The 19,337-nt window shown below is 38.2% G+C and carries 12 protein-coding genes, 1 tRNA gene, 3 rRNA genes and 1 other RNA gene; all 17 read left to right on the top strand.

All coding sequences use genetic code 11. From position 1 onward, the window contains the following. Positions 1–134 precede the first annotated feature (134 nt). The 17 genes from VS182_RS01895 to prfA all read left to right on the top strand — a co-directional run bounded on the left by VS182_RS01895 (position 135) and on the right by prfA (position 18,621). Positions 135–223 (top strand) — tRNA-Ser (locus VS182_RS01895). An 85-nt stretch (positions 224–308) separates the two neighbouring features. After that, positions 309–577, top strand: an RNA gene (gene ffs / locus VS182_RS01890) — signal recognition particle sRNA large type. 158 nt (positions 578–735) lie between these two features. Then, positions 736–2,373 carry a DNA polymerase III subunit gamma/tau gene (gene dnaX, locus VS182_RS01885; protein WP_479492681.1) on the top strand — a complete coding sequence of 546 codons (1,638 nt, stop codon included), beginning with the start codon at positions 736–738 and terminating at the stop codon, positions 2,371–2,373. 40 nt (positions 2,374–2,413) lie between these two features. Beyond that, positions 2,414–2,749, top strand: coding sequence for a YbaB/EbfC family nucleoid-associated protein (locus VS182_RS01880; RefSeq protein WP_479492680.1), 336 nt, complete (start codon positions 2,414–2,416; stop codon positions 2,747–2,749). 126 nt (positions 2,750–2,875) lie between these two features. After that, a complete protein-coding gene (recR, locus tag VS182_RS01875) occupies positions 2,876–3,502 on the top strand; it encodes a recombination mediator RecR (RefSeq protein WP_479492779.1) in 627 nt (208 codons plus the stop codon). A gap of 155 nt (positions 3,503–3,657) precedes the next feature. Further along, positions 3,658–3,927: a pro-sigmaK processing inhibitor BofA family protein gene (locus tag VS182_RS01870; RefSeq protein WP_479484838.1), complete on the top strand. Its 270-nt coding sequence runs from the start codon at positions 3,658–3,660 to the stop codon at positions 3,925–3,927. Positions 3,928–4,231: 304 nt separating this feature from the next. Continuing rightward, positions 4,232–5,755: ribosomal RNA gene (locus VS182_RS01865) — 16S ribosomal RNA — on the top strand. A gap of 161 nt (positions 5,756–5,916) precedes the next feature. After that, positions 5,917–8,856, top strand: a 23S ribosomal RNA gene (locus tag VS182_RS01860). A 74-nt stretch (positions 8,857–8,930) separates the two neighbouring features. Further along, a 5S ribosomal RNA gene (rrf, locus tag VS182_RS01855) occupies positions 8,931–9,048 on the top strand. Together the 16S, 23S and 5S rRNA genes form the textbook arrangement of a ribosomal RNA operon. Before the next feature lie 93 nt (positions 9,049–9,141). Continuing rightward, positions 9,142–10,563: an aminotransferase class I/II-fold pyridoxal phosphate-dependent enzyme gene (locus VS182_RS01850; RefSeq protein ID WP_479488802.1), complete on the top strand. Its 1,422-nt coding sequence runs from the start codon at positions 9,142–9,144 to the stop codon at positions 10,561–10,563. Beyond that, complete coding sequence (gene tmk, locus VS182_RS01845; RefSeq protein WP_479484836.1) at positions 10,532–11,218, top strand: dTMP kinase; 687 nt, start codon at positions 10,532–10,534, stop codon at positions 11,216–11,218. Before VS182_RS01850 ends, tmk begins: the two co-directional genes overlap by 32 nt. Before the next feature lie 6 nt (positions 11,219–11,224). Then, positions 11,225–12,184: an AAA family ATPase gene (locus VS182_RS01840; RefSeq protein ID WP_479492679.1), complete on the top strand. Its 960-nt coding sequence runs from the start codon at positions 11,225–11,227 to the stop codon at positions 12,182–12,184. A gap of 51 nt (positions 12,185–12,235) precedes the next feature. Beyond that, positions 12,236–12,568, top strand: a complete 333-nt coding sequence (locus VS182_RS01835) for an initiation control protein YabA (protein WP_479484834.1) — start codon at positions 12,236–12,238, stop codon at positions 12,566–12,568. A 162-nt stretch (positions 12,569–12,730) separates the two neighbouring features. Further along, positions 12,731–13,603, top strand: a complete 873-nt coding sequence (gene rsmI / locus VS182_RS01830) for a 16S rRNA (cytidine(1402)-2'-O)-methyltransferase (protein WP_479488800.1) — start codon at positions 12,731–12,733, stop codon at positions 13,601–13,603. A 1,620-nt stretch (positions 13,604–15,223) separates the two neighbouring features. Beyond that, the gene (locus tag VS182_RS01825; protein ID WP_479488799.1) at positions 15,224–16,225 is read left to right on the top strand and encodes an alpha-helical endospore appendage domain-containing protein; all 1,002 of its coding nucleotides are present in this window, start codon (positions 15,224–15,226) and stop codon (positions 16,223–16,225) included. Positions 16,226–16,753: 528 nt separating this feature from the next. Next, positions 16,754–17,281, top strand: a complete 528-nt coding sequence (locus VS182_RS01820; protein WP_479484831.1) for a hypothetical protein — start codon at positions 16,754–16,756, stop codon at positions 17,279–17,281. A gap of 266 nt (positions 17,282–17,547) precedes the next feature. Then, a complete protein-coding gene (prfA, locus tag VS182_RS01815) occupies positions 17,548–18,621 on the top strand; it encodes a peptide chain release factor 1 (RefSeq protein WP_479492678.1) in 1,074 nt (357 codons plus the stop codon). Positions 18,622–19,337 lie beyond the last annotated feature (716 nt).

The raw sequence follows: 19,337 nt of genomic DNA, 5'->3' as shown, positions 1-19,337 counted from the left end.
GGGGGTTCTTTATTTTTTAATTTTTAATTTGTTTTTTGGTCTTGACATAATCATACTGGATTCTTATAATCTTGATTATGTGTTAAACTTTTATTTATTAAATAACCTAACTTTAGTTATAGTTTGTTACCCTTGGAGGGGTGGTCGAGTGGTTGAAGGCAGCGGTCTTGAAAACCGCCGTAGCCTTTGCGGGTTACCGTGGGTTCGAATCCCACCCCCTCCGTTTGTTTAAATATCCGGTTTTTTTATAGTATTTTAAGTTAAGTTGTGTTGAATTTTTTTAAGCTTGTGTGTTACAATTAGCTTTGTCGTGCTAGACGGGGAGGTAGCGGTGCCCTGTACTCGCAATCCGCTCTAGCGAGGTTGAATTCCCGTCTGAGGTGTTTGTTATGGAGATTTGGTTTCTTTGGGTTCATTCGTTGATGATAGGATCCTGTGCAACGGGTGGTTTCTGAACCGTGTCAGGTCCGGGAGGAAGCAGCACTAAGGATTTTCATCTGTGTGCTGCAGGGTTATCCTTTCTGAGTTTGAACCCATAGTTGCCTTCTTTGTGGCTGCATCGAGGTCGGGTGCACGACTTTTGTCTTTTTATCGGTTTTTAATCTTTTTAATTTATACAAAATTATTTAGCTAGGTCTTTTCCTTAAGTTATTATGATTAGGTGAAGGTCTATTTTTCATTTTTCAGGCTATTTTGGTCTAATAATTTTTGGTGTATATTACAGGAGGGTGTTAATTGGCCTATCGCTCTTTATATCGTCAATTACGTCCTCAACGTTTCGGTGATATGGTTGGGCAAGATCACATTACACAGGTATTGCAGAATGCTATTTATAATAAAAAATTATCACATGCGTATTTGTTTAGCGGACCACATGGTACTGGTAAAACCACCATATCTCGCATTATAGCTAAGGCTGCTAACTGTGATCATCTACAGGATAAAGAACCTTGCCTATCCTGTTCTAAATGTGTTGAGATAATGTCTGGTAAGTCGATGGATGTTCTAGAAATAGATGCAGCATCACATAGAGGTATCGATGAAATGCGCGAATTGCGTGATAAAGTTGACTATGTTCCTGTTAATGCTCGTTTTAAAATTTATATTATAGATGAAGTTCATATGTTGACCCAAGAGGCTTTTAATGCATTGTTGAAAACATTAGAAGAACCTCCTGCGCATGCTTGTTTCATATTAGCTACTACAGAGCCTTATCGTTTGCCTGTAACAGTGATTTCGCGTTGCCAGCATTTCGCTTTTCGTCCTATATCAAACAAGGTTATGGCTGCTTATTTAATCGACATTTGTCGTCTTCATAATATGGATAGCGATCCGTTGGCTATCGATTTATTAGTTAGATCTGCTTCTGGTAGTTTACGGGATGCACTTAGTATACTTGAACAAGTTTTTGTTTCTGAGGACTCATATTTATCCCAGGATGTTGTTTGTCGATTAACAGGTAATGTAATTCATGAAAACTTGATTTCTTTATGGAAGGCTTGGGTGGACAAGGATCGTTTTAATATTATCAATATCGTAAAGGTTATGACGGAAGGGGGATACAGTGCTGATATTATTTTGCAAGAATTAATTACATATGCTCATAATCATTTTTCTGGTGATGATTATTTATCCGAAAAATCCCAAACAAAAGATGCGCAAGATTTTTTTCTTCGTATTGAATTTTTGTTGAAATCTTTAGTTGATTTAAAAAAGTCACCTTTACCACAGATTTTTTTAGAGGTTCTTTTGTTAAGGGATTGTGTTAATATACATAATGTGCATGTTGAACAAGGTTCTTCTGTTGTTGATTTAGATGCAATTTTTCAGGATAAGTTCACTAAATTAGCAGATCGTGTTGGTAACTTAGAGACTGTTTTCGATCATAATAAACCTTTATATCAAGATAATAATCGAGAAATACTGACTTCTATTTCTTCTAACGCTTTTGTTGTATCTGACGATTGGTTTTATAAATCTTCAGAATCTGATTTGCAAAAAGTTAAGGGTAAATGGTTATCTATATTAGAATTGATAAAAGCGAATAGCGTGAGGTTGCATGCTTGGTTTGTCAATGGGGAACCAGTATCAATTGCTGATAATAATTTAGTAGTTGCATTCACCAGTAAAATACATTGCATGACAGTTAATAAAGATGTTAATCGTGAGCGGATCGAAAAAATAATAAATGGTATTTTAAATAAAGAATATTTTTTCAGACCTGTACTAGCTGCTATTTGGAAAAAGTATTTATCAGATATGCATACCTCAGAACGAGTAAAAGAAAAAAAACAATCGCTAAATAATATGGAAATATCTTTTTTTCGTGCCTTATCTATCTTCGGTAATGGTTTGGTTCAATGGACTGATTAAGTTTTTGGTTAATCTTGGATTTTAATATAACAAATGAAATTTGAAAATAGGTGATTTTTGTATGCGACCGGATCAGATGTTAAGTAAAATTAGCAAGATGAAGAAACAGGTGGATGAATTACAAAAAGAATTGGCTGATAAAGTGGTAGAGGGGACTGCTGGTGGCGGGGCTATTAAAATTTGTATGAATGGTAAAAAAGAAGTTACAAGTGTTTCTATTGTGGACGTTGATTTGTGTAGTGTTAAGAATAAGGAAGTTTTAGAAGACATGTTCATTATTGCTTTTAATAATGCTGTAGGTGAAGTTGATAAAATGACAGAAGAAATTTTAGGAAAAGTTACACAAGGTGTTAATCCTATGCAGGGTTTATTTTAAAATTATTTTTTTTAATTTTAATTATTTGATTTGAATTTTATTTTTATGTAAATAAATGCAAAAAATATAAATTAATTCATCGATTAATTTCCATAAAGAGGTGTGGTGATTTTGGATGGGTTTCGTATACCTTCAGCGGTTTCGTCTTTAATTAATGCACTTACGTTATTGCCCGGTATTGGTGTTAAAACGGCACAAAGACTGGCTTTTTTTATTATTAACATGCCTGAAGATGAAGTATTGAATCTAGGTAAAGCTATTGTCTTTGCTAAGCGAAATCTTGTTATATGCACCATTTGTGGCATGATTGATGACAGCTCGCCTTGTGTGATTTGTCAGGATAAAAATAGGGAGCAAAGTATGATTTGTATTGTGCAAGAAGTTAGGGATGTTTGGGCCATGGAGAGAACGAAGTCTTACCATGGTCTTTATCATGTTCTTCGAGGTGCGATCTCTCCTATGATGGGCATAGGACCTGATGCTTTAAATATTTCTTCCTTGCAAGAAAGATTACAAGGACCCGAGAATGAAAATACACCTGTGGTTCCATATACAGCGAAGGTCAAAGAAATCATACTGGCTACTAATTTTAATGTTGATGGCGAAGCTACCGCTATGTATCTCTCTAAAATTTTAAAATCTTTCGGGGTGAAGATCACAAGAATTGCGCACGGGCTTCCTGTGGGGAGTGATTTAGAATATGCAGATGAATTTACTTTAGCTAAGGCATTCAGTGGTAGACAAGAAATGTGATTTTTTTAACCTCTTGTTCTTTATGACCGTTATTATCATATGTTATTGATATAGCGATTTACATAAACAACTTTTGACACACGAAAGATACAAACTATTTATACTATATAAATTACATAACCTGTAGATAGTCGGTTATAGGGGGCAAGGGGTGCGTGGATGAATTTGTTCTTTTATTCCTGGGGGCTGCAAGTTCTTTATTGATGATTGCATTAGCTCGTTCTATAAAAAAACCTTTGATTTGGTTATGGTACGGACTTGTTTACTCGACATTAGGAGCATTGATTTTAATTTTGATTAACAGCTTAGGTAATTTTTTCGCCTTTTCTTTACCTGTTAACTTATTTACAGCGAGTGTTGTTGGGGGGATGGGCTTGCCTGGTATTTGTTATTTATTGTTGGCTCGTTGGTTGATTTTTAGCTGATGTTTCAAGGGTTTTTCTGTCTTTCGGATCTTTATAGACAAAGTTAATTAAAAAAAATCAAAAAAACTGTTGACAAATATACCTCGGATTTTATATGATAAACCCTGTTGAGACGATTTAACTTTTGAGGAATTGCTTGGAACGCTTTTGGTTCCTTTATCTGGTCTTTACGAGATTTGGTTTTATGATTTGTCTTCTCGTTCCTTGACAACCGAAGAGCAGTGTTTTTGTAAATTATCACGAAAGTGTTGATAAATTGTTTTGTAACAAGTTATCAAGCGCGATTGTTTTAAGTTTTGTAGTTATCATGACGAGTTTGATCCTGGCTCAGGACGAACGCTGGCGGCGTGCCTACTACATGCAAGTCGAGCGCGCGCTCATTTATGAGTGGCGAGCGGCGGACGGGTGAGTAACACGTGGGCAACCTACCCAAAAGACGGGGATCACCCTTGGAAACGAGGGTCAATACCGGATAATCCTCTTTGGTCGCATGGCTAGAGAGGGAAAGGTGCTTTGCACTGTTTTTGGAAGGGCCCGCGGCGCATTAGCTAGTTGGTGGGGTAATGGCTCACCAAGGCTACGATGCGTAACCGGCCTGAGAGGGTGGACGGTCACACTGGGACTGAGACACGGCCCAGACTCCTACGGGAGGCAGCAGTAGGGAATTTTCCGCAATGGGCGAAAGCCTGACGGAGCGACGCCGCGTGAGCGAAGACGGCCTTTGGGTTGTAAAGCTCTGTCCATCGGGAAGAAGAAATGACGGTACCGATGAAGAAAGCCCCGGCTAACTACGTGCCAGCAGCCGCGGTAATACGTAGGGGGCGAGCGTTGTCCGGAATAATTGGGCGTAAAGGGCGTGTAGGCGGGCTTATCAGTCGGGCGTGAAAGGCATAGGCTCAACCTGTGTAAGCGTCCGAAACAGTAGGTCTTTGAGTGTAGTAGAGGGAAGCGGAATTTCTGGTGTAGCGGTGGAATGCGTAGATATCAGAAGGAACACCGGTGGCGAAGGCGGCTTCCTGGACTATCACTGACGCTGAGGCGCGAAGGCGTGGGTAGCAAACAGGATTAGATACCCTGGTAGTCCACGCGGTAAACGATGAGTGCTAGGTGTAGGGATGCTAAGCATCTTTGTGCCGAAGGAAACCCATTAAGCACTCCGCCTGGGGAGTACGGTCGCAAGGCTGAAACTCAAAGGAATTGACGGGGGCCCGCACAAGCGGTGGAGCATGTGGTTTAATTCGACGCAACGCGAAGAACCTTACCAGGGCTTGACATCCCGCTGAACAGGTCTGAGAAGATCTGGGCCCTTCGGGGACAGCGGTGACAGGTGGTGCATGGTTGTCGTCAGCTCGTGTCGTGAGATGTTGGGTTCAGTCCCGCAACGAGCGCAACCCTTATCTTCGGTTGCCAGCATGTAATGATGGGCACTTTGGAGAAACAGCCGGCGAAAGCCGGAGGAAGGCGGGGATGACGTCAAATCATCATGCCCCTTATGTCCTGGGCTACACACGTGCTACAATGGCCGTTACAGAGGGAAGCGAAACCGCGAGGTGGAGCCAATCTCAGAAAAGCGGTCTCAGTTCGGATCGCAGGCTGCAACTCGCCTGCGTGAAGTAGGAATCGCTAGTAATCGCGGATCAGCATGCCGCGGTGAATACGTTCCCGGGCCTTGTACACACCGCCCGTCACACCACGAGAGTGGGTCATACCCGAAGTCGGTGAGGGAACCCGGTTTACCGGGACCCAGCTGCCGAAGGTAGGGCTCGCGATTGGGGTGAAGTCGTAACAAGGTATCCCTACCGGAAGGTGGGGATGGATCACCTCCTTTCTGGAGTTATATGTGATAATTTACATTTACTTTTCTGCTCTTCGGTTGTGAGGGATCGAGTTCCTTTTAATTTAGGACTTTTTCTCTTTTGCACCTTGCTAACTGCATAGTAATTGAAGTTTTATTTGCGTAATAAGTTGGATTTTTTAGCACTTATTTCAGGTCAAGCGAATAAGGGCACACGGAGGAAGCCTAGGAGTCAAGTGCCTATGAAGGACGGGGCTAACACCGAAATGCCCCGGGGAGCCGCAAGCAGGCTGTGATCCGGGGGTATCCGAATGGGGAAACCCACCTGTGAGGAGCACAGGTACTCATATACCGAAGTGAGTAGGTTGTATGAGAGGCAAGCGGGGGAAGTGAAACATCTCAGTACCCCGAGTAGAAGAAAGCAAGTGCGATTTTCTGAGTAGAGGCGATCGAAAGGGAAAGGGCCCAAACCATATGTGAATGCATATGGGGTTGTAGGACATATTCAATAAGGTTGTTGTAGTTCCATAGGAGAAGTGGACCTGGGAAGGCCTGCCAGAGAAGGTGAAAGCCCTGTAGCCGAAATGGAACATGAACGATCTGGATGTGATCCTGAGTACGTCTTGGCACGAGAAACCGAGACGGAAGCAGGGAGGACCACCTCCCAAGGCTAAACACGCTTGACTACCGATAGTGAAGTAGTACCGTGAGGGAAAGGTGAAAAGCACCCCAAAAGGGGAGTGAAAGAGAACCTGAAACCGTGTGCTTAACGGACGGTCGGAGCTTGTGGTGGATTTATCCATCAGCGAGTGACGGCGTGCCTTTTGAAGAAGGAACCGGCGAGTGTAAGTAGCATGCAAGGTTAAGGTCTGCTAAGGACCGGAGCCGAAGCGAAAGCGAGTCGATTAAGGGCGCATAGTATGTTGTTTACGACCCGAAGCCGGGTGAGCTACCCATGTCCAGGATGAAGTGGCGGTAAGACGCTATGGAGGTCCGAACCCAAGGGTGTTGCAAAACCCTGGGATGAGGTGTGGGTAGGGGTGAAATGCCAATCGAACCCGGTGATAGCTGGTTCTCCCCGAAATGGCTTTAGGGTCAGCCTGCAGTGTTGCTCAATAGGAGGTAGAGCTCTGGATGCGCGAGGGGCCCGCGAGGGTTACCAAGTGCAACTAAACTACGAATGCCTATAGAGAAAGCTGTGGAGTGAGACTGTGTGCGCTAAGGTACATGGTCAAGAGGGAAACAGCCCAGACCATCAGCTAAGGTCCCAAAGTCACAGCTAAGTGGTGAAGGAAGTGAATTTGCGAAGACAGCCAGGATGTTGGCTTGGAAGCAGCCATCATGGAAGGAGTGCGTAACAGCTCACTGGTCGAGTGGATTTGCGCCGAAAATGTAACGGGGCTAAGCTGTGCACCGAAGCTATGGATATTATGTAAATAATGTGGTAGGGGAGCGTTCTGTGTTGCAAAGAAGCCGAACTGAGAAGTGAGGTGGAGTACACAGAAGTGAGAATGCCGGTATGAGTAGCAAAAGAGGGGTTAGAATCCCCTCCACCGAAAGCCTAAGGGTTCCTGGGGAAGGATTAACCACCCAGGGTTAGTCGGGGCCTAAGCCGAGGCGTAAGAGCGTAGGCGATGGACAACAGGTTTATATTCCTGTACCGGTTACACGCGTTAAAACGAAGGGGAGACGCAGGTGGTTGACTGTGGCGCGCGGATGGAAGTGCGCGTTCAAGCGGCAAGCGAGTGTAGGGAGGGAAATCCCCCTATGCGATGAGGGAGCCGTGATGAGGACGGGTTGAAACCCGGAAGAGCAGAAGATCGTGCTGCCAAGAAAAGCCTCTAGGAGTGTGTAAGCGCCCGTACCGTAAACCGACACAGGTGGGCAAGGAGAGTATCTAAAGGTGAGCGGGAGAACGTTTGTTAAGGAACTCGGCAACATAGCCCCGTAACTTCGGGAGAAGGGGTGCTCCTTTCTATAAAAGGAGAGGAGCCGCAGTGAAGAGGTCCAGGCGACTGTTTACCAAAAACACAGGTCTCTGCAAAGCCGAAAGGCGAAGTATAGGGGCTGACGCCTGCCCGGTGCTGGAAGGTAAAGGGGAAGAGTTGGCGCTCAGAACCGAAGCCCCAGTAAACGGCGGCCGTAACCGTAACGGTCCTAAGGTAGCGAAATTCCTTGTCGGGTAAATTCCGACCTGCACGAAAGGCGTAACGATCTGGACAGTGTCTCAACAAGCGACCCGGTGAAATTGCAATGTCTGTGAAGATGCAGACGACCCGCGGCAAGACGGAAAGACCCCGTGGAGCTTTACTGCAGCTTGGTATTGAGCTGATGGCGTGCATGTACAGGATAGGTGGGAATCAGTGAAACATATGCGCTAGCATGTGTGGAGATAACCGTGGGATACCACCCTTGTACGTTGTTGGTTCTCACTGATATTCCTAGACGGGATACAGGAAAGTGCCAGGTGGGCAGTTTGACTGGGGCGGTCGCCTCCCAAAAGGTAACGGAGGCGTTCAAAGGTTCTCTCAGCGCGGATGGAAATCGTGCTAATGAGTGCAAAGGCATAAGAGAGCCTGACTGCGAGACGTACATGTCAAGCAGGGACGAAAGTCGGACTTAGTGATCCGGTGGTACCGAGTGGAAGGGCCATCGCGCAACGGATAAAAGCTACCCCGGGGATAACAGGCTAATCTCCCCCGAGAGTTCACATCGGCGGGGAGGTTTGGCACCTCGATGTCGGCTCATCGCATCCTGGGGCTGAAGGAGGTCCCAAGGGTTGGGCTGTTCGCCCATTAAAGCGGTACGCGAGCTGGGTTCAGAACGTCGTGAGACAGTTCGGTCCCTATCTGCCGCGGGCGTAGGAGGCTTGCAGGGGTCTGTTCCTAGTACGAGAGGACCGGAATGGGCATGCCAATGGTGTACCTGTTGCTTCGCCAGGAGCACAGCAGGGTAGCTAAGCATGATAGGAGAAGCGCTGAAAGCATCTAAGCGCGAAGCCTGCCCTAAGATTAGGCCTCCCGCCGCAGCAAAGCGGGTAAGACACCTTGGAGAATACGAGGTTGATCGGTCTGATGTGAAAGCGTCGTGAGACGTGAAGCTGACAGATACGAATTGTACGAGGGCTTGACCTGATATTTTTCTAAAATAATTACTTGACATCTTTTACGCAAATATGCTACAATTACTTTGTTGGTTAAGGTTGCAGCTTGGTGATTATAGCGAAGGGGAACCACCCGTTATCCATTCCGAACACGGTCGTTAAGCCCTTCAGCGCCGATGGTACTTGGGGCGCAGGCCCTTGGGAGAGTAGGACATTGCCAGGCATATCTAGTTAAAAAGCGCTCTTATGACTCGTGCAAATGAGTTAAGGGCGTTTTTTTATTTTATCTTTTTATACAAAGAAAAGAGGTTGTTTTTTGACAGCTCCTTTATGGCAAGCCTTATTAAAACATAAAACAAACGCTAAAGGAAATTTTCATGTTCCAGGACATAAACAAGGCGCTTTTTGGTCAAAAACATATGGTAGTGAATTTTCCTCTATTTTACCTTTTGACCTCACAGAAATAGGTGATTTAGATAATCTCCATTTACCTACCGGTGTTATAGCGAAAGCACAAAATTTAGCAGCGCATACCTTTGGTTCTTCATATACTTTTTTTTTAGTAGGAGGATCTACAGTAGGAAATTTAGCTACACTTTTAACCTTGTGTGAACCCGGAGATGGTGTGCTGATACAAAGGACTTCTCATCAATCCATTTACCATGGTTGCTTAATTTCACAAGTTACACCTTATCTTTTACCTGTTAATTTTCATGCTACATATGGTTATGAATTAGCTTTACAGCCTGATAAAGTGGAGGGGATATTGCAACAAAATCCACATATTAAGCTTATGGTTATCACATCTCCTTCTTATGAAGGAATTTTGCAACCTATTGCTGAATTAGCCCATATTTGTCATGCTCATAATGTAATTTTGTTTGTTGATGAAGCTCATGGTGCACATTTTGGTTTCCATGAAGATCTGCCATCAAGGGCTTTGCAGTTAGGTGCTCATGTTTCGGTGCAATCTACACATAAAATGTTACCAGCTTTAACAATGTCCTCAATGTTACACTTAGGACATTCCTTAGTAGAGCGTAAAGACGATTTTCAACGCTCATTGCGTATATTAGCTTCTAGCAGTCCTTCTTATCTACTTATGGCCTCATTAGATATCGCTAGGGACTATATGCACCAAAATGGCAGAGATATTATAGATAAATCTTTATATTTTATTTATATCTTAAAACAAGAAATAGCAAAATTTTCTAACATTCAACAAATTATCCCGTCAACAAAACACGATCCATTTAAAATATTATTATTTTCAAAAAAAATATATGATTCTTTTTCTTTAGCAAAAATTTTAGAAGACCATGGATTTTATGTTGAGAAAGCGACGCATAATTATGTTTTGCTTATACTTTCTTTGTCTTTTACACAAAAAGATGTCGATCAATTGATAGTGTTATTAACAAAAATAGATGGTATATGTATAACCAGTAAAAAATATCTAACACAGATGCAATGGTGTTTTGAATCATTTGCTTTACCTGTTTCATTAGATGTATGGCGACGAAAACAGGCACAAAAGCTTTCTCTAGACAAAGCTGTGGGCCGTATATCTGCTGATTTTGTGATACCGTATCCGCCTGGTATACCTGTCATTTTACCTGGTGAAACTATATCACAATATATGGTGACTCATTTACAAAAATGGTTGCAGAGCGGTGGGCATGTTCAAGGTATTATTTTTGACCTTAATGAACCGGAGATTTTTATATGCCAATCCTAGGAGTGTACTTTATGATACAAAAATTAGCGCGTTTTTTTTTACTTTCGAAGGTCCTGAAGGAGCAGGTAAAACGACACAAATTCATAAAATAGCTACTTTATTGGAACAAAAAAATATTAAATTTACGCTTGCGCAGGATCCGGGTGGTACCCATATAGGGAAGATTATTAAAAATATTATTTTGAATAAAAAAAATCAAAGATATAGCTGGCAAACCGAAATCCTTTTGTACGCTACATCAAGGGCACAGCTTGTACACGAAATTATTTTGCCGGCTTTAAAAAAAGGACATGTTGTTATCTGTGATCGTTTTTTAGATTCTAATATTGTATATCAAGCATTAGCTGCTTCTCGCTGTACTAAGCCAATATTGGATATACATAATTTTGCTTCCAGTAGTTTATTACCTTGTCGTACCTACTTATTAGATTTACCGATATCTTTTTTGAGATCTCGGTTATTAAAAAGAGGGCATAATTTTGATTGGATAGAGGAACAAGATGATAATTTTCATATATCTGTCATAAATGGTTATCGGCAGTTAGCTAACCAAGAACACGAGCGTTTTTTAACGATCGATGCTACCTGGGATGAAGATGATATATGCAGATTAATTATGAATGATCTAAAAAGATATTTGTCATTGGAGGATTAATCAACCATGGATAAAGATCAGATTTGGAGTTATTTTCATAAAATTATTCATCAGAAGCGCTTATCTAATGTTTATCTTTTCTTAGGTTCGCCTGGTGTTGGTAAGCTAACTATAGCACTTAGATTAATCAAAGTTTTTTTATGTTCTGGCAAGATAGAAAAAACAAAATTTTGTGGTAAATGTTCAGATTGTCGACTTTGTGATAAAATTATTCATCCGCGTTTTATACATCTACAAGGTATCGATTCCATTAAAATCGAAACAGTACGTGCAATTTTACAACAATCTAGACGTATGACTAGTGAATTGCCCCATTTCTTAGTTATTAATGATGCAGAACGTTTAACAATCCAGGCGGCAAATGCTTTGCTTTGTTTTCTTGAGGAACCAAATACGGATTGGTATATCATATTATTGAGTGGTTATGCTGTGGAACTTATACCTACATTGAGATCTAGATGTCAAAAAATCTATTTTTCGTCTTTATCACGTGCGGAACGAATAGAATATTTTTTGCAAAAGGGATTTTTATCAGAACAAGCAAACATCCTGTTTCATATATCGATTTCTTCAGCAGATGTTTGTCTTAATTGGACAAATGAACAATTTGCATCTAGGTTCAAACGAGTGATACAATGGTCAGAGAGTCTATTTTCTTCACGCAATGCTTCATTACATGCTGTTAAGTTGCTTTGGAATGATGGTCGCGAAGATGCAATGTTTAATTTAGATTTATGTATTCTTTGGGTACGTGAGCGTTTGCGACAGAAGTTAGGTTTAGAATGCTTTATGGATTTAGCTGATTATCGTAAATATGCTGTTACAGACATTTCTTTACCAAAAATATTTTTATTTATTGAATATTTACTTAAGACAAGGCAGAAACTTCATAATAAATCGTTATCGCCTCAATCTTTATTAGAGAGGTTAGTTTTGGATGTGGCGACTACTTTGAAATCGGTTTAATTATTTTCATCATCCATCTTATAATTTTAAAAAAATTATTTCTTCAGGGTGGTGTTTTTTATCCCAAGCGAAGTCTTACAAGGATTAGATAATTTGATGAGACGCTTGCACCGTCTAGAAATTGATTGCAATGTTTTGAAGAAACATCTGATTGTTTTAATTGAGGAAAATACCAGATTAGGTATAGAGAACAGGCGTTTGATTCAATCAATGGAAAACTTTGGTGATGGCCAGACGACTTATAATAGAGAATTTTCTCTAAGTTCTTTTGATGATTATCTAGCTGATCTTTATCAGGAAGGTTTCCACGTTTGTAGTGTACATTATGGTTGTTTGCGTCATGTTAAAGATAAAAATTGCATTTTTTGTTTAGCTGTTTTATGATATATCGATTTTTTTATTTAATTTCTACCGTGGGTTTTAATAGAAAATTATCTATATTACAAATTTGATATTTTAAACTAAGCGCCTAGTGCGACATCGAGGCGTGATTATTTTTGATTAATTTTATTTAAAAATATTCTTAAAGGGGTTATTAATTACAGCGTGTTTTTTTATCAACGTAGTTTTCATACTAAAGATTTAAACGACAAAGTAGCTACTTTATACATCGTAGCTACACCTATAGGGAACATGGATGATATGACGAAACGTGCTTTAGATACATTAAAGCATGTTAAATTGATTTTAGCTGAAGATACACGTCAAACAAAAAAACTTTTAACTTTTAATAACATTAATACATATATGCGTCGATACGATGATTATATGGATGAACAAGATATTGTCGATCAATATCTGAAACAAGGCATGGATATGGCTGTTGTTACCGATGCTGGTACGCCTGGTATTTCTGATCCAGGTCATAAGTTAGTTAAAGCTGCTTTAAAAGCGCGGATAAATGTGGTGCCTATTCCAGGCTCATGTGCTGCGGTGACTGCTTTAGTTGCTTCAGGATTAAACACTGCTTCTTTTTTATTCATAGGTTTTTTGCCCCGCAAATCGAAGTCGCGTCAAGATAAATTACAAGAAATATCTTCTTTTAAAGAGACGATTCTTTTTTACGAGTCGCCATTTCGTGTTATACGAACCTTGGATGACATTTTAAATATAATGGGTGATAGGCAGGTTGCAGTTGCGCGTGAAATGACTAAATATTATGAAACATGGTATAGAGGATCTGTATCTGAAGTTTTGAGCCAATTTCAACAAAATAATTCAATGATTAAAGGTGAATTTACGATTGTTTTGAGTGGGCGAGAAGAACAAGCGATAGAAGTTACGGAGGATGAACTTAAGTTATCTATAGAAAATTATATACATCGAGGGTTATCTAGCAAAGAAGCAATTAGGGAAGTGGCAAAAGATTACAAACTATCTCGTAGATTTATTTATCATCTACATCATGATTTAGACTAATATCGAACATGTAAAATTATTTTAATTTATGCACTTGCAAAAAAATATAATTTTTGATTTTTAAAAATGCACTTAACAAGGCTATTATAATTTCAGTTTGAATATTATTTTTTTATACAAGAGATTATTTTTATTTTTTGGATTATTTATTAGATTTATGTTAAATTATTCTAAAATTAGAATTTATATATTTACATTATTATAACAAATTATATATAAAAGCTGTTTAGGACCAAGTTCCTTTAAATTTTTGCTGCAACATATAATTTATAATATGCAAAATATGATTCAAAACATTTGCGTAAAAAATTTCACTAAAGTAGATTTATTTTTTAATCTACAGTTAATAGACATTCTTTATCCTACTGTGGTGTTTTTTTAAACACTTATATTTTACAAAGGATTTCAAGTAATGTCTATTTTTGTTTGTAAAATCTTAAAATATAATATATTGTAAAATTTGGGAATCGCATAATATTTTCTGGTTTTTATTAATAATTTACATTTTTTGCTTTTTTCATGTGCAGTAAAAAGCTAGTTATTATTATTCTGTATTAGATAGAAAACGAGTTTATAGGTATTATTTGTATCTAATGTTTCTGTTCATTCATGATGTTATATATCCATTTGCTATAGACAAATATGTTCCTAGAAAGAAAAAATAACGATCTTAATTTATGATTTAACAATGGGATGAATCATGTCAAAAAACATATTTTTTGAAGGATTATTGGTATTCTTCAAAATCATTGCTTGAACAAAGTGTTAAAAAAGTTTGTAAATATTATGGCTTGATTAAAAACTGATTATTTTATTTATAAACAATCCATTAGAGAATTCATAATTTAATTTTTTTCTATATAAAGAAGTTAGATTGATATCTTAACCATAAAAAATGATCGTATCCTTGGGTCTTTATTTTTCTTTGATATTGTTTTTTTAAATGTGTTATGAGAAGAGAAGGCAAGCTACTTAATTGGTTAAATATATATTGTAATAAATTTTATAAATATATATTTCCATCAAAATACATACTTTGTTTAAACTTAATCAGGAGTTTTTCTTAGCTAAATTAAAAAACAACTCTGATTTGTATTGGGAAACTGTGACCAAAATTAATTTATAATTTTTTACCACATTTTTTGGTACGTACAGCATTATTTATCCTTTTTGGTTTTTATGTTATTTAAACTTAAATTTTGCACATATGATCTAGGGATATCTATTTTTATAAACCTAGTCAATAACATAATATTTTCTTATTTTTATTAATAATTTACATTTTTTTGATTTTTGTGCAAGTATAGTGAAATATCATGACAATATAAATTTTTAAATAAAATATATTTATGATTCATGAAATATGGATTTATAAATATATTTTATTTATAGCTTTTTGCCAAATAAAGGGAGCAAAAATAAAATAAGAAGTTGATTGGATTTATTTTTATAATATATACAGATTTTATTTCATAATCAAAATTTTTTAGCATAATATTTTCTAACATATGCAGGAAAGATTTTATTTTCAATGTCGATTGATCGCATTCAGTTTTATCTGTTTTTATATGTAAGGGGGTGTAGCCTAATTATACGTCGTTTTATGACGTAAGGCTTATTATGTCTAATCCAAATATACCGAATGTGACACCGCTTATTACAGTAACGATGTGTGACGCTATTAACTTGCTTTTATCTTCCGTGGCTTTGGAAGAGATAGGTCTGAGTAATATTTTGGACGCAGAAGGCGATAAAATTCGCTTTGCTTTAGGAACTTTACCCGGTGTTAGTAATATGTTGGTTCCGCCAACAATTAGTGACATTTTATTATTAAATGATAGTGTCCGATCAACGATGCGCGAAGCTATTGCAGAACAGATGTTGTTACAATCCAAACTAGAAACGGTTTCTTCGCTTGTTGGTAAATGTGTGATCACGGGGACTATAACCGGTCCACCTGGTCCAACAGGTGACACTGGTATACAAGGCCCCATAGGTCCACCTGGTCCAACAGGTGACATTGGTATACAAGGTCCAATTGGTCCAACCGGTCCTTCTGATGGTCCGACTGGCCCAACCGGCCCGACAGGTGATATTGGTATACAAGGTCCAATTGGTCCTACAGGTCCTATAGGTCCTTCTGGAGAACAGGGGATACCTGGTTCGATTGGTCCAACCGGTCCAACCGGTCCTTCTGATGGTCCAACCGGTCCAACCGGTCCAACGGGCGGCATGGGTATACAAGGTCCAACCGGTCCTTCTGGAGAACAGGGTATACCTGGCCCTATTGGCCCTATTGGCCCTATTGGCCCAACCGGTCCTTCTGATGGTCCAACTGGCCCACCTGGTCCAATCGGTCCAACCGGTCCCGTAGGTATAGGAATTACTGGTCCTAAAGGAGATGCTGGTCCTAAAGGAGATATTGGTTTACCGGGATGCCAAGGACCGCCAGGATGCCAAGGACCACCCGGATGTCCAGGTCCGATTGGCCCACAAGGTTTACCAGGTTTACCAGGTTTACAAGGATTAACCGGAGCGACGGGGCGACACGTTATGGATCAAGTGGTAATTTATAGAAAATATTTTATAACATTTTATCACGTATTCCATCCAGCAGCTTAGCTGGAACTATATCATTTAGGCATCAATAGCCTGATATCACATCCGTATGCGATTCCCTTATTTTAGGTGATTATTGTATAAGGCCGGATGGATATATAGAAATATTTAATAAGATGAGTAAAATGTTTGGGAAAACATTTGAGCGAAACGATATAAGAGCCCTAGACCGGTAAAAGAATCAGGAAGCCATTTTTTCTTTCGTCGTACGAAAAGAGGTTGGTGGCATATGTCATCGTATTTCCTGGGGGCTTTCAAACGTCATCTAAGTTAAATATGGAATATAATTAATGATATGGAACGTGGATTGTATTAATATATTTATATAAAAAATCTGGAAAAGATATTATTTTCCTCAAAAGATGTTTTATATAATATATTTTACAAAAGCAAAACTGTGATTACCAAAGAAGCGTGTTAAAATACGTGGAGGGAAAGGTTTTGATTAACAAATTTCATGATAGTTATTATGTGTATTAGAGTTAAAATCATAAAATTTGTTAATATAGCGCCGGATGCAGTGAAAATTGCTTGTCCGGTGCTGCGCGGGAGAATAAAAAATTCTACTGCTATGGTGCAACAGGACCACCAGGACCACCAGGTCCGCCAGGATCACCTATAACTACGATTAGTAATTTGCCTATTAAAGCTAACTATGCTTATTGTGGTTTGATGGATCTGACCAATGTCGCTGCAGGTAGTGCAATACCTTTATATGAAAATTTCGCTATGTCTGGAGAGAATATTTCACACATACCACCAAATAATGTCATTGTTTTAGCGCCGAATCATTCTTATTCTGTGGAATATACAGTTGTTGCTAATCCACCTCCGACATATGGTTTGAGTATTGTCATGCGCTTAGATGGTATTGATATTCGTGGTAGTCGTGCTCGTAGTCCGGAAACAGCTATTGAAATAGATGGTTTTGTGAGTTCCTCCGGAGGTGCAATATTTAGAACTGCGTCTGTTCAATCCATGCTAGAATTTGTTGTAGATTCAGGGACAATACCTACTTTAATCGATGAATTCTCTGTGCGTATAATTCAGCTGGATTGATTTTTAAAATTACAAATTTTTCAAAAAACTGGTGAATAAATTATTTGCCAGTTTTTTGATTATTATAAATATACGCCTAATATTACCCTTAGGATAAATATTTATATTTTTGCATCCTTGGCGTATAAATTAGTGGATAATTAACGAAGCTTCAATAGATAGAGCTCATTGAGGGTGACATAACGTATATCATTCATAAGTTTTTCTATATCACCAAAACGTGATAGGATAATTCATAAGAAAAAACATATCGAGGGTGGTATTACTTGGATAAGAGACTCCAGTCTATTTGTGATCGTTATAAATTATTAGAACAAAAACTATGTGATCCTAAAATTTTATCTGATCCTAACGAAGTTAAAAAATATTCCAAAGAAAGAGCTGAATTATCTTCGCTTGTTGAAGCTAATATGCATTACTTAGATTTGAAGAAACAGCAAGAGGAGATGCTTGCTTGGCTACAAGAAGAAAACAAGGATAAAGAGACGCTGGTTTGGATTCAGACTGAGCTAGATGAATTAGAAAAAAAGCAGAAGTTACAGGAGAAGGCAATTCAGCAATTATTGATTCCTAAAGATCCTTATGCGACCAAAAATGTAATTTTAGAAGTGCGCGGTGCTGCTGGTGGTGATGAAGCTGCTCTTTTTGCTAATGATCTTTATCGTATGTATGTTCGATATGCAGAAAGAAAAGCTTGGAAAGTTGAACTTATAGGTATGAATTCAACAGAATTAGGTGGATTTAAAGAAGCTGTTATTTCTATTCAGGGTCGTGGGGTATACCAAAAATTGAAATACGAAAATGGTGCTCATAGGGTACAAAGGATACCTTCAACGGAATCAGGAGGACGTATTCATACTTCAACCGCTACGGTAGTGGTTTTGCCTGAAGCTGAAGAAGTAGAGATTGAAATAGCGGATAAAGATCTTCGTATCGATACATTTTGCTCCAGTGGTCCAGGTGGACAAAGTGTGAATACAACTAAATCAGCTGTACGTGTTACTCATTTACCAACAGGTTTGGTTGCTAGTTGTCAAGATGAGAAATCACAGAATATGAATAAAGCGAAAGCACTACGTGTATTACGTGCTCGTCTATATGATCGTAAGAAACAAGAAGAAGAATCCAAAAGAGCTGACGAACGACGTTCCGCTATAGGTACAGGTGATCGTAGTGAACGTATTCGTACTTACAACTTTCCCCAAGGACGTGTTACAGATCATCGCATAGGCTTGACCATCCATCGTTTAGAACAAATTTTAGATGGTGATATTGATGAAATCATTTCTACTTTAATGAATAAAGAACAATCTGCATATATAGAAACACTTGATAAATAGTTTTTTGAACTCATTTAGAAATAAAAGCAAAAAAGTTAAAAGATCAAATTTAGGAATTTTTATTGTTTATTTTATAAAATATTTTTAAATATAATAAACGAAATATAAAAAAGAAAATCTTTGCATGGCTCAATCTTGTTGCGTTTCGCCTTTTGATATTGCAATTTTGGTCTTTTGTAATATTGAGAAGTTTTTATAAAAAAACATCTTTTTATTATATTCAAAGACCTTATATTATCTTGGGCCAGGTTATAAACATTAAAATATAGGAAAATTTAAACCTTTAAGCTTTTGTAATAATTTTAAATATAAAATTTGATTTAAGAATTATTAATTTGCTGATAAAATAAAAAAATATATTTTAATATTATAATATCTTTTAGAGAATTTGTGAAATATATTATTCGGGTTTGATTTGTTTCGGATTTTTACTTCCATATAGATATAATTAATAATTATTTTTTTAATTAATAATTATTTTTTACCAATGCAAAATATTTTGTCTTACTTCTTTGTATTTAATTTTTATAAGATAATATCACATAAATCTTTTTTCTTTTCATTGGTGTATTATTAATGGAATTTAAATATTTTTAGTTTCTTTATTTTCGTTTCTTGGTTTTTTAGCTTTCGGTAATATTGTTTAAATATAATTCTATTTTTCATGTTTTATTATAGTATAGTTGAGTTTTTTATATTTATATATATAAATATAG

It is taken from the genome of Pasteuria ramosa (assembly GCF_056496785.1).
Note: the sequence above shows the minus strand (reverse complement) of the source record. Positions and strands in the feature narration are given on the sequence as shown.

Excerpts from the sequence above, each read along its gene's own strand:
- VS182_RS01840 (WP_479492679.1), top strand. The coding sequence starts at position 11,225 with ATGGATAAAGATCAGATTTGGAGTTATTTTCATAAAATTATTCATCAG.
- tmk (WP_479484836.1), top strand. The coding sequence starts at position 10,532 with ATGAACCGGAGATTTTTATATGCCAATCCTAGGAGTGTACTTTATGAT.
- VS182_RS01825 (WP_479488799.1), top strand. The coding sequence starts at position 15,224 with ATGTCTAATCCAAATATACCGAATGTGACACCGCTTATTACAGTAACG.